Origin of the sequence: Psychromonas aquimarina ATCC BAA-1526, from assembly GCF_000428725.1 — a bacterium.
GTDB classification, from domain to species: domain Bacteria; phylum Pseudomonadota; class Gammaproteobacteria; order Enterobacterales; family Psychromonadaceae; genus Psychromonas; species Psychromonas aquimarina.
Window position 1 is genome coordinate 26,362 of record NZ_AUAM01000040.1, and the last position, 14,687, is coordinate 41,048.

Annotated in this window: 13 protein-coding genes, 1 tRNA gene and 1 riboswitch; of the genes, 2 read left to right on the forward strand and 12 right to left on the reverse strand. The window is 44.4% G+C overall.

Annotated features, from left to right (window positions below; genetic code table 11):
* Window positions 1-127: 127 nt before the first annotated feature.
* From G337_RS0114650 to rsgA, 12 genes are all read right to left on the reverse strand, one after another.
* Window positions 128-982 (reverse strand): energy transducer TonB, encoded by an 855-nt coding sequence (locus G337_RS0114650; RefSeq protein WP_028864564.1) that lies wholly within the window; start codon window positions 980-982, stop codon window positions 128-130.
* 6 nt (window positions 983-988) lie between these two features.
* Window positions 989-1,393 carry an ExbD/TolR family protein gene (locus G337_RS0114655; protein WP_028864565.1) on the reverse strand — a complete coding sequence of 135 codons (405 nt, stop codon included), beginning with the start codon at window positions 1,391-1,393 and terminating at the stop codon, window positions 989-991.
* Window positions 1,390-2,388: a MotA/TolQ/ExbB proton channel family protein gene (locus G337_RS0114660; RefSeq protein WP_028864566.1), complete on the reverse strand. Its 999-nt coding sequence runs from the start codon at window positions 2,386-2,388 to the stop codon at window positions 1,390-1,392. Before G337_RS0114660 ends, G337_RS0114655 begins: the two co-directional genes overlap by 4 nt.
* Before the next feature lie 83 nt (window positions 2,389-2,471).
* Window positions 2,472-3,674, reverse strand: a complete 1,203-nt coding sequence (locus tag G337_RS27770; protein WP_051303270.1) for an adenosylcobinamide amidohydrolase — start codon at window positions 3,672-3,674, stop codon at window positions 2,472-2,474.
* A gap of 2 nt (window positions 3,675-3,676) precedes the next feature.
* On the reverse strand, window positions 3,677-4,486 hold the full coding sequence (locus G337_RS0114670) for an ABC transporter ATP-binding protein (RefSeq protein ID WP_028864567.1): 810 nt from the start codon (window positions 4,484-4,486) through the stop codon (window positions 3,677-3,679).
* A gap of 13 nt (window positions 4,487-4,499) precedes the next feature.
* Complete coding sequence (locus G337_RS0114675) at window positions 4,500-5,537, reverse strand: FecCD family ABC transporter permease (protein ID WP_028864568.1); 1,038 nt, start codon at window positions 5,535-5,537, stop codon at window positions 4,500-4,502.
* On the reverse strand, window positions 5,527-6,537 hold the full coding sequence (locus tag G337_RS0114680) for an ABC transporter substrate-binding protein (protein WP_028864569.1): 1,011 nt from the start codon (window positions 6,535-6,537) through the stop codon (window positions 5,527-5,529). Before G337_RS0114680 ends, G337_RS0114675 begins: the two co-directional genes overlap by 11 nt.
* 24 nt (window positions 6,538-6,561) lie before the next feature.
* Window positions 6,562-8,427: a TonB-dependent receptor domain-containing protein gene (locus tag G337_RS0114685; RefSeq protein WP_028864570.1), complete on the reverse strand. Its 1,866-nt coding sequence runs from the start codon at window positions 8,425-8,427 to the stop codon at window positions 6,562-6,564.
* A 200-nt stretch (window positions 8,428-8,627) separates the two neighbouring features.
* Window positions 8,628-8,793, reverse strand: a riboswitch (cobalamin riboswitch).
* A gap of 170 nt (window positions 8,794-8,963) precedes the next feature.
* Entirely contained in the window at window positions 8,964-10,031 is a 1,068-nt protein-coding gene (locus tag G337_RS0114695; protein WP_028864572.1) for a potassium channel family protein, read from the reverse strand.
* 8 nt (window positions 10,032-10,039) lie between these two features.
* Window positions 10,040-11,578, reverse strand: coding sequence for a threonine ammonia-lyase, biosynthetic (gene ilvA / locus G337_RS0114700; protein ID WP_028864573.1), 1,539 nt, complete (start codon window positions 11,576-11,578; stop codon window positions 10,040-10,042).
* Window positions 11,579-11,596: 18 nt separating this feature from the next.
* On the reverse strand, window positions 11,597-12,472 hold the full coding sequence (gene asd / locus G337_RS0114705; RefSeq protein ID WP_028864574.1) for an archaetidylserine decarboxylase: 876 nt from the start codon (window positions 12,470-12,472) through the stop codon (window positions 11,597-11,599).
* Window positions 12,473-12,533: 61 nt separating this feature from the next.
* Complete coding sequence (gene rsgA, locus G337_RS0114710) at window positions 12,534-13,574, reverse strand: small ribosomal subunit biogenesis GTPase RsgA (protein WP_028864575.1); 1,041 nt, start codon at window positions 13,572-13,574, stop codon at window positions 12,534-12,536.
* A 318-nt stretch (window positions 13,575-13,892) separates the two neighbouring features.
* Between rsgA and orn the strand changes: the two genes are divergently transcribed.
* Entirely contained in the window at window positions 13,893-14,438 is a 546-nt protein-coding gene (gene orn / locus G337_RS0114715) for an oligoribonuclease (RefSeq protein ID WP_245597664.1), read from the forward strand.
* 172 nt (window positions 14,439-14,610) lie between these two features.
* Window positions 14,611-14,686: transfer RNA gene (locus tag G337_RS0114720), tRNA-Gly, on the forward strand.
* The last annotated feature ends 1 nt before the right edge of the window (window position 14,687 follow it).

Consider the following 14,687-nt stretch of genomic DNA (forward strand, 5'->3'; position numbering starts at 1 on the left):
GTCTCCAACCATGCTCGAATAATCCTCTTTAAGCTTAAACTTAATTTATCGCATTGCGAGGTTTTGTTAAAAAAATAACAGGATATTCGAGCCTGGTTCTTAGTGTTTAGCGGTCAGAAATCGGGCTTTATTTTAGCTCAAAGCGGAACGAAAAAAGTTGTTCTGTAGTAATTTTTTCTTCACCTTTATGAGCCGGCATAAACAGCTCTTTGCTGATAAATTCAAGCACTGCATTATCTAAAATAGGGTAACCGCTGGAGGTAATTATTTTAGGGTTTTTAGCTTTACCACTCATGGTTACGGTTAATTTTACAACTACTCTTCCCTGCTGATTACGCAGAACAGCACGATTCGGGTAGGTAGGTTTATTGCCGGAAACCACTATGGCCTCCTGTAATACTCCCTGCTTTTGTGACGAAGGAGCCGCTGCATTGTCCGCCGGTGAGGGTTTGAATACGCGTTTAGGCTTTTCCTGGTGCTTAATAATTTCACTGCTGGCCGGCGGCTGTGGTTTTGGCGCTTTCAGCGGTTTTTTCAGCTTTTTCGCAGGTGCTTTTCTGCTGACGGGAGCTGCCGGTAAATCAAGGTGGAAGTCTTTCTCATACTGTTCACTTTTTAATAAGGCATCACTCTCTGCGCTGGTCTCATGAATGCTCCTGCGCAGTTCCTGTCTGGCTATTTTTATCTGCGACTCATTTTGTGTATGGACAACCGGCGCAGGTACTGTTTTTTTCTCAGGCCGTGGAGCAGGTGTTTTTACAGGCTCCTGCTCTTTTTTAACCGGCTCTGGTTTGATTATTTCTGCCGGGGCTTGTTTTGCAGGTGTCTGTTGAATTTCTACAAACTGAAGCTGCATTGACTGTTTTCCAGAGTTTAACTGGATCGGGGTAACAATAGTGGTCTGGGCGTTATAATAAAAAAACAGCCCGTAAAGCAGGATGCTGAGTATAAAAAAAGGAAAATAATGGCTGATATATTTCATGATGTTCTAATCGTCTTTTTCTGCTGCAAAAGTTACGTGTTCAAATCCGGTTGAACGCAGTTTGTTTAAAATGGATAAAGCGATACCTAAGTCGGCCTTCTGATCGCCGCGAATTAATATCGGTAATGTCTTTTTATGCTGCAGAGCAGTAACCTGCTCAAGAAAATCCGCCACTGATGAAAGCTGTTCATTAACAAAAACCTGGTTTTCAGCACTAATACTGATTGTCAGCATCTCCTTTGTCTGTAACTCACTGCTGCTCAACTGAGGCAGATCCACTTTGATGCTGCTCTGTACGGTCATTTTTAACATAACAAAAATGAAAAATATCAGCAGTAGAAAAATCACGTCAATCAGAGGCAGCAGTTCCACACGGGCCGGCTGCAGGAAGCGTCGTTTGTGCAGTTTCATCGCACTTCCTCGCCTGTCTTCTGCTGCTCTTTAAGATGAGCGGTTTCCTGCAGTTCCTGCAGCTCTACCTCATCAATACCATAGAATTCATCCTTATCATTAACTGCATCGCTGTACATTTCCACTAAGGACTCCTGAGAAGTTTTATGCAGCTCTTTCATCTCATCATCATGAATACTTACTTTCACCTCGTCTGAGCCTTCTTTAAACTCATAGTGGTAGGGCATTTCACTATGCTCTGCTACGGTATCTGTTTTATTTTTTGCTGTCGGCTTAGCGCTTAAGCTGTCGTCCAGCTCCTGCATATCTGAACTTATCTGATTAGTGACCAGGCTTTTCTGGTGGCAGATATGATAAAACTCGCTGCCGACACTTTCAAGATGCAGTGTCAGTTTCTGAATCTGCGAGCGAAACAGGTTATAGGGCAGCAGAGCTAACAGCGCCACGGACAGCCCGGCCGCTGTTGAAATCAGTGCCTGGGCAATACCGCCGACAACCGCTGTGGGATTCTCAACCCCCTGCAGACTTAAAATATTAAATGAATCGATAATTCCTAATACTGTGCCTAAAATGCCCAGCATAGGCGCAAGGGTGATCACTGTATCTAACAGTGACTGTCCGCGGGACATGGCGCTTATCTGTATTTCTGCGTAGGATTCCATTTTTTCGTTAGGTGAAAAAGGCAGGGCGTTGATTCCATGTTCGAGCATTTTTAGAGCGGGTGTATCACGTTTCTGACAGTGCAGTAATGCATCAGTTTTTTCATATTTATTTAATGATGCAAAGCACTCATGCAGCGGAAAATGCTCCTCTTGAAAGTGATAGTTAAGCCAGATAAAACACCTTTCTAATGTCACTATAGTGGTCAAAAAAGAGGTGACTAGTAATAACCACATCACCACGCCGCCCTGTTGAAACCATTCCGGCATAGTCTGCTGTATCTGCTGAAAAAGAGAAGAGCCTGCAACGGTATTTAGAGTGCTGTCCAGTGCCATTTTTGTTTGATTCCTATAATTATTTTTTAATATTGAGCTTAGAACAGTCTGGGAAATGTTGTTAACTGTCGAGGCTGCTGTTGTCAATTAGACTGTCTGTTAAACTGCCATTTCTGCTCTATTCCAAGGATAAATGCCCGGCTTATTAAAGTGCTTAAATCTGCTTGTATAAATGTTCTCAGCTGCTGATGAAACTGCTCAAAAAGGGTCATATTAACGCTTAATGAGACACTGAGCAAAGCACATTGGTTAATACGCTGCTGTTGTGCCGTGCCGCCCGCAATTGTATTGCTGAGTAAGTTGTCCTCAATTGATGCCAGTGCATAGGCGCTGGATACAACAAGCGGATCGCTTAATAATACTTCGATATTGTTTTCGATATGTGTATAAAGTGACGGCGCACAGGATTCTTTTATCTGTGCAAGCAGTCTTTCCTGAGTAATAGAGAAACGCGCCAGGGCGTAGCAGAAGTGCTGGGTTTTTACCTGATCAAAACCATTTTGTTTACGTAATGCACTGTGCACTGCTTCGATGCTGGATAATGCAATCAGCTCTCCAAGTTTACTGTGCCCGCCTGACCACTGCCTTTCTGTTAATTTTTTTTTCTGAGCATCTTCAAGTGCGCTGGCGATAATATACTGATCGGTTCCCGTGCCGGTTGCCAGGCGGGCTGAGTAATTACTTTTTACCGCTAAGCGGCGCAGGGCTTCTGTTTTTGCTTCGCATAAGGTTACCGCTGCCCGCGCCACTGCTCCTTTGGATAACGCCCGATTGATCAGCAGGATTAAATTAATGGTGCCGGCCTGCTGGTGCGTCTCTATACAGCTTTCAATGCCGTTATCATTTTCATGCCAGCTGGTTTTATCTCCGGCACAAAGAGCATTTGATTCAACACCGGCTGTCGCAATCACTGTGACACAGAGGTCTTTATAGGAATGCTGCACAACAGCGTGATTATTCATATTTACAGCGGTATTAAGCAGTACCGTTTTATGCTCTGGAATACCCAGGCCGCGGCACTGAAGCTGGTGATACTGTGATGCCGATAAACTGTTTAAGTAGCTGCTATGAGCTGATTCAGGTACCGGATCGCAGCTTTGATGATTGACTAAATAAGTTAGGTCATCGGACAATCCGCCGTTAATAGGACAGCTTGATAAAACCCTGTGCCTGTGTAATAAGTTTATGCCGATAAAACGCCCCTGCTGTTTAATGGTAAACAACTCTGTCTGCAGCAGCGGGAAGCCGTTATGCAGCGGCTGTTGATCTTTGACTGAACTGTGCATTTTTAACCTGCCTGCTTAGGTTTAAACGGTTTAATATTAGCTAGACTGATTGTACTGTTAGTTTTAATAATGTCTGTCTGAATAGAAAAATAACGGGTGAGATTATCGTGAGTAAGTACCTGCTCTGGCGTACCGTCTGCGACAATAGTTGTCCCCTGCTGATCTGTTTTTCTGCCGATTAGAATCAGGCGGTCGCAGTAGGCTGCTGCCAGATTAAGATCATGAAGCGCGGTAACAGCCAGTTTACCGTTTTGAGTGAGTGATTTTATCAGCTGCAGAGTTTCAATCTGGTGGCAGATATCTAAACTTGCAATCGGCTCGTCCAGTAAAATAGTCGGGGCCTGCTGAGCAAGCGCCCGGGCGATAATAACCCGCTGCTTCTCACCGCCGGAAAGAGTATTCACAAAGCGGTCTTTAAGATGCAGAATATCTGTTTCTGCCATCGCGCTGTTTATAAGCTCCCTGTCTTCCATGGTCTCTAGTTCAAAGGGGCCGAGGTAAGGATTTCTGCCCATGGCAACTAATGCCTGCGTGGTAAAAGCATAGGGCAGCTCAATGGACTGCGGCACAAAGGCCAGCTGCTTGGCGATTTCACGGCGTTTCTGTGAATGAATTTCTCTGTCGTTAAGGGTGATTTTACCTGACTGCTGTTTAATCAGCCCTAAAAGCAGCTGCAGCAGGGTAGTTTTACCTGCGCCGTTGGCACCGATCAGGCCGACAAACTGGCCGGCTTGGAAATCCAGGTGAATATCCGTCAATAACGGTTTTTTATCATAAGAAAAATACAGAGCAGAGCAGCTTAAAGGTGACATATTAATAATCCGGTTAACTTAAAACAAAACGTTGTTTGATTAAAAGAAAGAGAAAGAACGGTGCACCTAGTGCCGCTGTGACTACGCCGAGCGGAATTGCCTGCTCGGCAAAGAAACTGTTTAAAAACAGATCAGCTCCCAGCAGGGTAACTGCGCCGCCGAATAAACACGCGGGCAGCAGATAACGGTGCGAAGGCCCCAGGGCTAAACGTAGAATATGCGGTACGACTAATCCGATAAAACCTATGCCTCCGACAACGGAAACCGATGCGCCGACCATTGCGGTGCTGATAATAAGCAGATTGCGCCGGGTTCTGCGTACATCAACCCCGACAGATAGTGCATGCTGTTCTCCGAGCAGCAGCAGATCCAGCTGTTTGCTGTAAAACAGCAGCAGTACAAAACCACTGACCACTATCGGGAGAATGATCAGTACATGATCCCAGGTGCGTCCGTCGAGCCCGCCCATAGTCCAGTAGATAATCATCCGTGCTACATCCCAGTTGCTTAGGGACAGCGCTAACAGTAATGATGTAGCAGCGACATTAAGGGCACCCATAGCGACACCTGAGAGAAGCAGTGTGGCGATATTTGTCTGACCACGGGTTGAAGCAACCCGGTAAACTATGCTTAGAGATATACCCGCACCAATAAAAGCAAACAGCGGAATAGCCCAGGCGGAAACTAAAGAAGCGCCAAGGTAAATTGCAGTGACCGCACCTAATGAAGCTCCCGACGAGACACCTAGAACGGAAGGCGAAGCAAGCGGGTTACGGAACATGCCCTGCATGACCAAACCGCATAATGCCAGACTTGCTCCGGCAAACAGTGCAATAATCATGCGCGGCAGGCGTACATCTAAAATAATACTGCTTTGCCAGTTAGGGATATCACTGCTGCTGACAGCGAATAAGCTTTGTTTCAGGATCGCTGCAACAGCCGTCAATGAGATATCGGCGGGCCCCTGTAAAATTCCCAGGACAGATAAGCCGATAAATAATACCGCTAGAAAAAGCAGAGCTGACTGTATAGAGCGTATATTACTGAGCATTTATTTTCTCTTGCGGGTAAGTACTGATATCAGGATGAAGCAGTTTTGCTATTGCCTCCACTCCTTTGATGCGGTGCTGTGAGATACTTCTTAACCAGGTGCCGGGTACAGCATAAATACGCTGGTTTTTTACTGCCGGTACATCTGACCAGGCTTTTTTACTGCTTAATAGGGCGGCAGGAGACTCCTGCCCGCTGCTTTGGTTAAAAACCCATTGATTCATCACAATCACATCCGGCTGCAGTGATATAGCCAGCTCTTCACTAATCTTATTTTCTCCATCAGCTAATAGACCGGCGGCCGCATTGATGCCGCCGGAAAGGCGAATAGCTTCATCCATCAGTGAATTTGCGCCTACGCTGTAGCCGTTAAGATCATAATAGAGTACGCGCGGCTTAGGTTTGTCTTTAACTTGTGATTTTATATGCTGGATGCGTTTTTTAATGCCGCTGATAATTTTCTCAGCCTGTAGTTTGCTGTCGGTAACATTAGCGACAATACGAATATTGTTATAAATATCGGCAAAGGAGTTAAATTGACTCAGACGTACCACGGAGATGCCGCTGCGCAGCAGGTAACGCACGGTTTCCGGGTTGCTGTAGGAGGCGACAAAAACTAAATCGGGCTGCAGAGCCAGCATAGATTCTATTTCTCCCTGAGTACGGCTGATGCTTTTATCATAAAAACCGACAATATTAGACAGGCTGGGGTAGTCAATATAGCTGCTGACTGCTGCTAAACGCTGCGGGTTAATTAAATCAGAGAGAATATGGTCGGTAGCCAGAGTGGCAGAAATAATGCGCGAAGGGGGCTTTTCTAATATGAAACTTATGCCTGTGGTATCCAGCAGTTTTTTTGGAAAGCCCTCCCCCTGCACCTGAGTGGTAAAATTACCGCTTCCCTCCGGGAAAAGAGCAAACAGGCGGCCTTTCTGCAGGTGAATGACAGTGATCAGTAATAATAAAAAGAGGGTAAAACCAAGCAGTTTCAGATTGTTCATTTTACCCTCCTTAAAGTTTTCAGCTTACTGGAAACGCACACCCAGGTATGCAGTTAACGGTTCAGTGCTGTAACCTGTGATATCGACATAATCCGTGTCAAAGGCATTTTCAATACGGCCGTAAACAGTAATACGCGGGTGTACTTGATAATTAGCACCTATGTTCACAAGGTTATAACTATCCAGTTTTATGTTGCCGTAATCAAGACGTGTTCCGACATGACGCGCGCCTAAATTAGTACTGAATTTATTAGTAAATTTATAATTCAAGTTAAGGCTTGCGCTATGTTTTGGACGACGCAGCAGTTCATTGCCTGCCTGTGTACCGTCATTAGTTTCCATATAAGTGTATTGACCGTTAATACGCAGTGCTTTAGTTGCGCGGACAAATGAACTTAACTCGATACCGTTAGATTTTTCATTCTGGTTAACATAACCACCAAATGAACCGTTATTTGGATCCCAGCGAATGGCGTCATCATAATCAGCATCAAAATAAGTTAAATCAATATAACCATCAATACGTTCAAAGTTGTATTCAATACCTGCGTCCCAGCTTCTGCTGCTTTCCGGGTTAAGATCCGGTGTTGCGTAATAGCCGAAAAGCTGGCTGAAGGTAGGGTTCTTGACACCCGTTCCCTGACTTGCATGTAAACGAATACCGTCATTAGCCCAGCCGCTTAAAGTGATTTTATGAGTGCTGGTATTATCAAAGTCACTATTAAAATCACGACGCAGAGAAGCAGTTAAGAAAACCGTTTTTGTCCAGTCAACAGCATATTCACCGATCACAGCAGAGCTGTCCATCTTCTGCTCCTGATCAACAGACCAGGCTTGAAATTTTGACTGTTCAGTTTCAGCCGCCAGCGTAAATCTGTGGTTGAAGTCACCAGTGCTGTTTAAGAAATAATCACTCTGTAAATCAACTTTAGTGTTATCTCCTGAGTTTTCTGCATAGGGGCCGTAATAACCCTGGGGCTCGTAATTTTGAGAAACAGTATCTGAGTAAGCCAGAGATAAACGGTTTTTCCATTTATTATCGAGTAAATTAAGGTGGGAATTTATTTTTGCTGAGCGCTGACGATTTTTTGCGTAGTTATCATCGTAGCTGCCGGTTACATCATATTCTGATTCAGAATCTGTGTAGCGCATTACTGCATCAAGAGAGAAAATACGGGTGAACTGGCGGCCCGCTTTTAAAGTGACATTCTGATTTTTGTATCCGTCATCATCGGGGTCATCAAATTCACCGTTTTTGGTGCTGATACCGTCGGTTGATAAATTAGAAGCTGAAACTGAGTAATGGTTTTTGTCGTTTGAACCATTTAAATTGATGCTTTGTTTATTGAATTTGTTTCCGCCAAACTCTAAATCAACACTGCCGTTTAGCTGGCCCCGGCCTTTTTTTGTGACAATATTAATGACCCCGCCCATAGCATCACTGCCCCAAAGTGCACTTTGCGGGCCGCGTAATACTTCAATGCGTTCAATATTATCTGCCATTAAATGTGAGAAATCGAAACCGCCTGACGCCGATGAATGATCTGTTACTTTAACACCGTCAATTATAACAACAGTATTACTGGAGCTTGCACCACGAATAAAAACAGAGGTTTTTTTGCCTAATCCGCCGTTGCTTGCAACGCTTACACCGGGAGCATCACGAAGAATTTCAGCAACGCTGCGCGTCTGATTTTCTTTCAGGTACTGCTGATCAAATACTGTAACGGCACTGCCGCTTTCAATGCGTTTTGTTTCAACGCGGCTGGCAGAGATAATAATATCATCCCGGCTGCTGTCAGCGGCTGCATCGCTTTCTGCCGCCAGGCTTTGGGTGCTGAAAATACTGCCTAATATTAAGGCTATTGGAGTGATACGTAAGTGCGGCATGGTTCTTCCTTGTTATTTTATAGTAAATATAAGAAAGTCTGCTGCTCTAGGCTCTACGGGAAGGCGGTGGCCTTTCATATCTGCTGAGCAACAAAGACTTTCTCTGGCTCGCCACCATTACGAATACCGAAACCATCTGCATTCAGGAGTGCAGCGGTTCGGATGCTGATTTACGTTCCAGATAAGCCGACCCGCTTAATGGACAGTGACGTTTTTATGCTGGTATCTGACTATAGTTTTTACTTTGTAAAAACTTACACAGTTGCGGGGGCAGTGCATGCTCTTTTCACCCTTAAGCTGGTGAAACATGCTTCCCATTTAATCCTCACTTTTGTGACATGAGGAACATAAAGAAGACGATTATAGGTAAATAGTAATTACTGTCAATAAGTCTGCGGGCATTAAAAAAGACAGATGTACGGATCGGTACATAATATTCTATGTAAACAAGGTGTTGTTAATTTGCCCTTGCAAAACATTTAGTTAAAATTAAGTTATGTTTTATTTTGTTGAGTTAAGGGCATAAGAATAGAATATTAGTACAATTCACTCCAGTTTATTTCACCAGCTGCAATTCGTTCGTCGGCAATGTAGTGCAGGTAATCGGCACTGTGCACAAGAACATTGCCCTGCGGATTTAACAGCATTTTATCACCGTTCTTAAAGTGACTTAAACCTATTACAATCATGCCGTTATTGGATTTTAGATGATTGAACAGCAGGCCGAAAGGCAGAGGTTTTATCAGTTCCGGTGTCTTTATACTGTACAAGGTTGCCCCGCTCAGGGTGGAAAGCAGCTGCTCTGCCACCTGGCTGGAGCCCGGATCCTGCATGCTTCTGACCATCATTTGTGAACTGGTATCAACGCTGCATTCAATCTGCGGGCAGTGAATTTTTAATAACTCTGCTTTACTCTTATCAAAAAAATGGGCGGAAATATTGGCGTCTGAGCTTGCATAAGTGGCAATACTTAAGGCGATAGACAAGGTTTCATCATCGGATTTACCGTCGACAATGATGCGTTTCGCTTTACTTAAAGCGATGCGCTGCAGCTCTTCGGTATCTGAAAAAGTACGCACCCGGGCAAAAGAGACCTCACTGTTGTCGGGAAACGGGTTCTTCATATCATCGGTTACGCAGAGCAGTATCTGGCGTTTCTTACGCTTTTTGTCTCCGAGAATTAACTTTACAATCTGCTCTGTCGAATGCTTGTCCCAGCACAATAATAATATATGGTCATCATAGTGATAGAAGTCGTTAGTACCGTTCATGTTGGATCTCGCTATATTGATAAACAGTTGGGTTATTTTACCGATGAAAGTGGCAAAAATAATCAGTCCAGATGGTATCTGGAAAACGGAAACGATGATTTTACCTAAGTGGGTTGCCGGGCTGAAATCACCAAATCCAACGGTTGATATAACCACCATGTTGTAATAAAGAAACTGTAACGGATTTTGGGTTAATTCTGTTTCACCGGCTAAAACAAACAGCAGGTAGGTAATGCCTGCCTGCGCAAGCACCAGAAGAAACATCATAGGCCAGGTCAGCTGCCGGGTTAAGCGGCGCAGGTGTTTTTTCAGCTTTATCGGTAAGTACATCATGTATCGTCCTAGTGGTGGCCCTGTTGTGATAAAAAGAAACGATATGACTGATTTTGAGTTTCATCTTTATAACTGTAGCCGAGCGCATCTAGATGTTCACTGAAGGTATCGGTATTGTGCTCATCTAGCTCAAAACCGGCTAATACCTGGCCGTAAGCAGCTCCATGATTACGGTAATGAAACAGTGTAATATTGGCATGTGTACCGAGCATATTCAAAAACTTAAGCAGTGCATTGGGGTGCTCTGGAAATTCAAAGCTGTACAGGCGTTCATTTAAGTTGTTGAGTGGTGCGCCGCCGACCATATAGCGCACATGTAATTTTGCCATTTCATCATCACTTAAGTCCGCGACAGAATAACCGGTTTTCGCCAGTTTTTCAGTGAGTGCCGCCAACTCATCAAAACCCAGCGGGGTGCGTACACCAACAAAGATATTTGCTTCTTTAGGTGAGTTAAAGCGGTAGTTAAATTCAGTAATTGCGCGTCCGTCAAGCTGGTTGCAGAAGTCTAGAAACGCGCCCTGCCTTTCTGGAATAGTAACGGCAAGAATGCTCTCTTTCTGTTCGCCTAATTCACAGCGCTCGGAGACATAGCGCAGGCCGTGAAAGTTAACATTTGCACCGCTTAAAATCGCACTAAGACGTTCATTTTTCAGCTCATGCTGGTGGCAGTACTTTTTCAGACCCGCTAATGACAGTGCACCTGCTGGTTCTGATATAGCACGTGTATCATCAAAAATATCTTTGACAGCCGCGCAGATTTCATCACTATTGACGGTAATGACTTCATCGATATATTTCTGACATAAACGGAAGGTTTCCGCACCGATTGTTTTTACGGCAACACCGTCTGCAAATAAACCCACTTTGCTTAAGGTGACCGGTTCACCCTGCTGCAGTGCTTCTTTTAAACAGGCTGCATCTTCGGGTTCAACGGCAATAATTTTTATATCGGGCAGCAGCTGTTTTATATATACAGCAATGCCGGCCGCTAAACCGCCTCCGCCGACAGGAATAAATATTTTATCCAGATGGGCATCCTGCTGCAGCAGCTCTTTAGCAACGGTACCCTGACCGGCAATAACATCCGGATCATCAAAAGGGGGAATTAAGGTATAACCGTGCTGCGCAGCCAGTTCTTTGCAGTGTGTGCTGGCTTCATCGAAAGCCTCTCCAAATAAAACTACGCCTGCACCTAATGCCCGTACCGAATTTACCTTAATATCGGGTGTTGTCCGGGGCATAACAATCGTTGCTTTCAGGCCCATTCTTTGAGCGGAAAGCGCAACACCCTGGGCATGGTTACCAGCCGAAGCCGCAATTACGCCTCTTTGTTTCTGCGCTTCAGTTAAGTTAGCCAGCTTATTGTAAGCACCGCGTAATTTAAACGAGTGAACCGGCTGCAGGTCTTCACGCTTTAATAAAATATGATTATTTAAACGGGCTGACAGCTTAGCTAAAGGCTGCAGCTTAGTTTCAACGGCAGCTTCATAAACAGGGGCAAGTAATATTTTTTTTAAGTATTGTGCTGCTGATAATTGAGACATTCGTTGTAAATTTTCCTGTTAAGATTCTTTGCTTGTTTGTGCTTCTATTTGTGCTTTTGCAAAAAGTTCACCTAAACGAGTAACAGAGCCTGCCTGCAGCTCTTCAGAGAATGCGATGCTGTCTTTAGGGAACAAAGCCACAATCGTGCTGCCTAGTTTGAAACGGCCCATTTCTGCGCCTTTTTCAAGGGTGATGTCTTTATCTGTATAATCCCAGTATTGAATCTCTTTTTTGTCTGCTTTCAGCGTTCCTGCCCAGACTGTTTCGATACTGGCTACAATTGTTGCGCCGACCAATACCATCGCCATCGGCCCGAGTGCGGTAGAAAACAGTGCCACGGCCCGTTCATTACGAGCGAATAAATTAGGTACATTTTCCGCGGTGAGCGGGTTAACCGAAAACAGATCGCCGGGAATAAATATCATCTGTTCTAATTTACCCGTTATAGGCATATGAATACGGTGGTAATCTTTCGGCGCTAAATAAATGGTCGAGAATAAACCGTCATCAAAAGGGGCTGCAACGTCATCGCGTCCGCCTAGCAGTTCCCGTAAGCTGAAGTCATGTCCTTTAGCCTGGAAAATTCGACCTGCTTTGATTTCACCTAACTGACTCACGCAGCCGTCAACAGGAAGCGCCAGATTATCATCTCCCTCAATAATAGTGCGCGCACCGGCTTTTAGTTCGCGGGTGAAAAAGTCATTGAAGGTATCAAAATAAACCGGATCAGAATGTTTCGCCTCATCCATATTAATTTTAAACTTAGCAATAAACTGCTTGATTAAAAAAGTAGTTAATTTACCTGCTTTGGCAGCCGCTATTTTACCCGTTAAACGAGAAACAAGGTGCTTAGGTAAAAGGTACTGGCCAGTAATTTTAAGCTGGTCGATCATAGTTTTTTACTCTCTTCAGTATTGGTAACGGGTATATAATATGTAATAAAGTCATTAAATATCAATAAGTATTTGGATTACGGTTACGCGCATTTTTTGCATCGTCCATGGTTTCTAATATACGCAGGAAACTATGGTAGCGGGCTTCATGAATCTCACCTGCTTCAACGGCAGCTGCTAATGCACAGCCCGGATCGTTTTTATGTTTACAGTCACGGAAGCGGCAGCCGCCTAAATGCTTGCGAAACTCAATAAAACCGGATGCGATACGCTCGGCCTCTAAATGCCATAATGAGAACTCGCGAATTCCCGGGCTGTCGATTAAATCTCCGCCGTCGGCAAAATGATATAAACGCGCCGTGGTGGTAGTATGTCTGCCCAGACCAGAGCCTTCTGATATTTCACCTGTTACGGCTTCGACTTCAGGCAGCAGCGTGTTCAGCAAAGAGGTTTTACCAACCCCGGACTGCCCGACAAATATATTGATTTTGTCTTTCATCGCGTTTTTTAAGTCGTCCAGACCGTCGCCATGCTTTGAGCTGTATAGAACTTTGTAGCCGATATCCCGGTAACTCTGCAGTTCCTGGTCAATAAGTTCTGCCGTTTCATCGTCTAAAAGGTCGCTTTTATTTAGAACGATAATAGGTGTAATGCCTATATCTTCGCAGGCAACTAAATAACGGTCGATGATATTGCGGGAAAATTCAGGCGCAATTGAGCTGACGATAATAATATGGTCAATATTGGCGGCTATTGGTTTAATACCGTCGTAATAATCAGGACGTGTTAATACGGTTTTACGCGGGTGAACAGCTTCTACCACACCGCTGATGCCGTGATACGATTCCTTGCCTGCACGCCATACCACTCGGTCTCCAGTGACTAGGGATTTTATTCCGCGGCGTAAATTACAGCGTTCAATACTGCCGTTTTCATCTTCAATATCAGCATGCTGCCCAAAACGGCTGATTACTATGCCTTGAAGCTGCGGGCCAAGTTCAGATTCGTCCCATTGTTTGTTCTCATTTTTTGTCAAACGCTTATTCTGATTACTTTGAACACGGCGAACTTGATTTTTACTGAGTCGTTTCTTCTTAGCCACAGGTTTCCTTAGCTATCACTAATTGTATTAATGACGTATCATACTATATTTTTAAGTAACGTACTCAAAGCACTTGTAAATAGAAATTGACAGTTTAGCTGGAATGCCGGAAAAAGCGTGCCGTAAAGAGAGGAATAATCCCCTCTTTAATATATTTCAGCTCTATGGAATTTTCCTGACTATGATAGAAGCAAGTTGAGAAACAGCAGGTTACAGGAGTTGCGCCTGTATCTGAGCATATTTTAACTTGTCGATTTATATCCTTACAAGGTACTGGGTGCATGGAAAGAGCCCTCTCTAGCAGAGAAAAGGATCACAATAAGCATGAATGAAAATAACCTTGTCTGGATTGATTTAGAGATGACCGGATTAAACCCGGATACAGATCAGATAATCGAGATCGCGACCATAGTCACCGATAGTGATTTAAATATAATTGCTGAAGGCCCTGAGTTCGTTATCCATCAAAGCAAAGAAGTGATGGATGCTATGGATGAGTGGTGTACAGAGCATCATGCGAGTTCTGGTCTAACGGCGCGGGTTATCGCAAGTAAAGTAAGCTGTGCACAAGCAGAGCAGGCGACCCTGGCATTTTTAAAAAAATGGGTTCCTGTTGGAGCGTCACCATTATGCGGTAACAGTATTGGTCAGGATCGCCGTTTTATGGTTCGCCAGATGCCTGAGTTAGAAGATTTTTTCCATTACCGTAATATTGATGTGAGTACGGTAAAAGAGCTGGGCCGCCGCTGGGCGCCGGAAATGACTGATGCACACAAAAAGGCGGGTACGCATTTAGCACTGCACGATATTCGAGAATCAATCTCGGAACTGCAGCATTATCAGAAACACTTCTTTAAATTCTAGGGTTGTTTAATAAATAAACCGCTTTGATTAAAAACTCGGCAGGCAGGCTTTGTGAACTGAAAAATCAGTAAAAAAAGCTTGCATTCATCTGCCCCCTCTCTATAATGCGCACCTCATACGAAGCAGGTATCACCAACATACCAGACAGCTTTTTATGATAATAAGATGTGATGCGGTACTAGCTCAGTTGGTAGAGCACGACCTTGCCAAGGTCGGGGTCACGAGTTCGAGTCTCGTGTACCGCTCCAA

What these genes read in the sequence shown, in the direction of transcription:
- G337_RS0114655 (WP_028864565.1), bottom strand. Translation starts at nt 1,393, where the DNA reads ATGAAACTGCACAAACGACGCTTCCTGCAGCCGGCCCGTGTGGAACTG.
- G337_RS0114660 (WP_028864566.1), bottom strand. Translation starts at nt 2,388, where the DNA reads ATGGCACTGGACAGCACTCTAAATACCGTTGCAGGCTCTTCTCTTTTT.
- G337_RS0114685 (WP_028864570.1), bottom strand. Translation starts at nt 8,427, where the DNA reads ATGCCGCACTTACGTATCACTCCAATAGCCTTAATATTAGGCAGTATT.
- asd (WP_028864574.1), bottom strand. Translation starts at nt 12,472, where the DNA reads ATGATCGACCAGCTTAAAATTACTGGCCAGTACCTTTTACCTAAGCAC.
- G337_RS0114650 (WP_028864564.1), bottom strand. Translation starts at nt 982, where the DNA reads ATGAAATATATCAGCCATTATTTTCCTTTTTTTATACTCAGCATCCTG.
- ilvA (WP_028864573.1), bottom strand. Translation starts at nt 11,578, where the DNA reads ATGTCTCAATTATCAGCAGCACAATACTTAAAAAAAATATTACTTGCC.
- G337_RS0114670 (WP_028864567.1), bottom strand. Translation starts at nt 4,486, where the DNA reads ATGTCACCTTTAAGCTGCTCTGCTCTGTATTTTTCTTATGATAAAAAA.
- G337_RS0114680 (WP_028864569.1), bottom strand. Translation starts at nt 6,537, where the DNA reads ATGAACAATCTGAAACTGCTTGGTTTTACCCTCTTTTTATTATTACTG.
- G337_RS0114675 (WP_028864568.1), bottom strand. Translation starts at nt 5,537, where the DNA reads ATGCTCAGTAATATACGCTCTATACAGTCAGCTCTGCTTTTTCTAGCG.
- G337_RS27770 (WP_051303270.1), bottom strand. Translation starts at nt 3,674, where the DNA reads ATGCACAGTTCAGTCAAAGATCAACAGCCGCTGCATAACGGCTTCCCG.
- G337_RS0114695 (WP_028864572.1), bottom strand. Translation starts at nt 10,031, where the DNA reads ATGATGTACTTACCGATAAAGCTGAAAAAACACCTGCGCCGCTTAACC.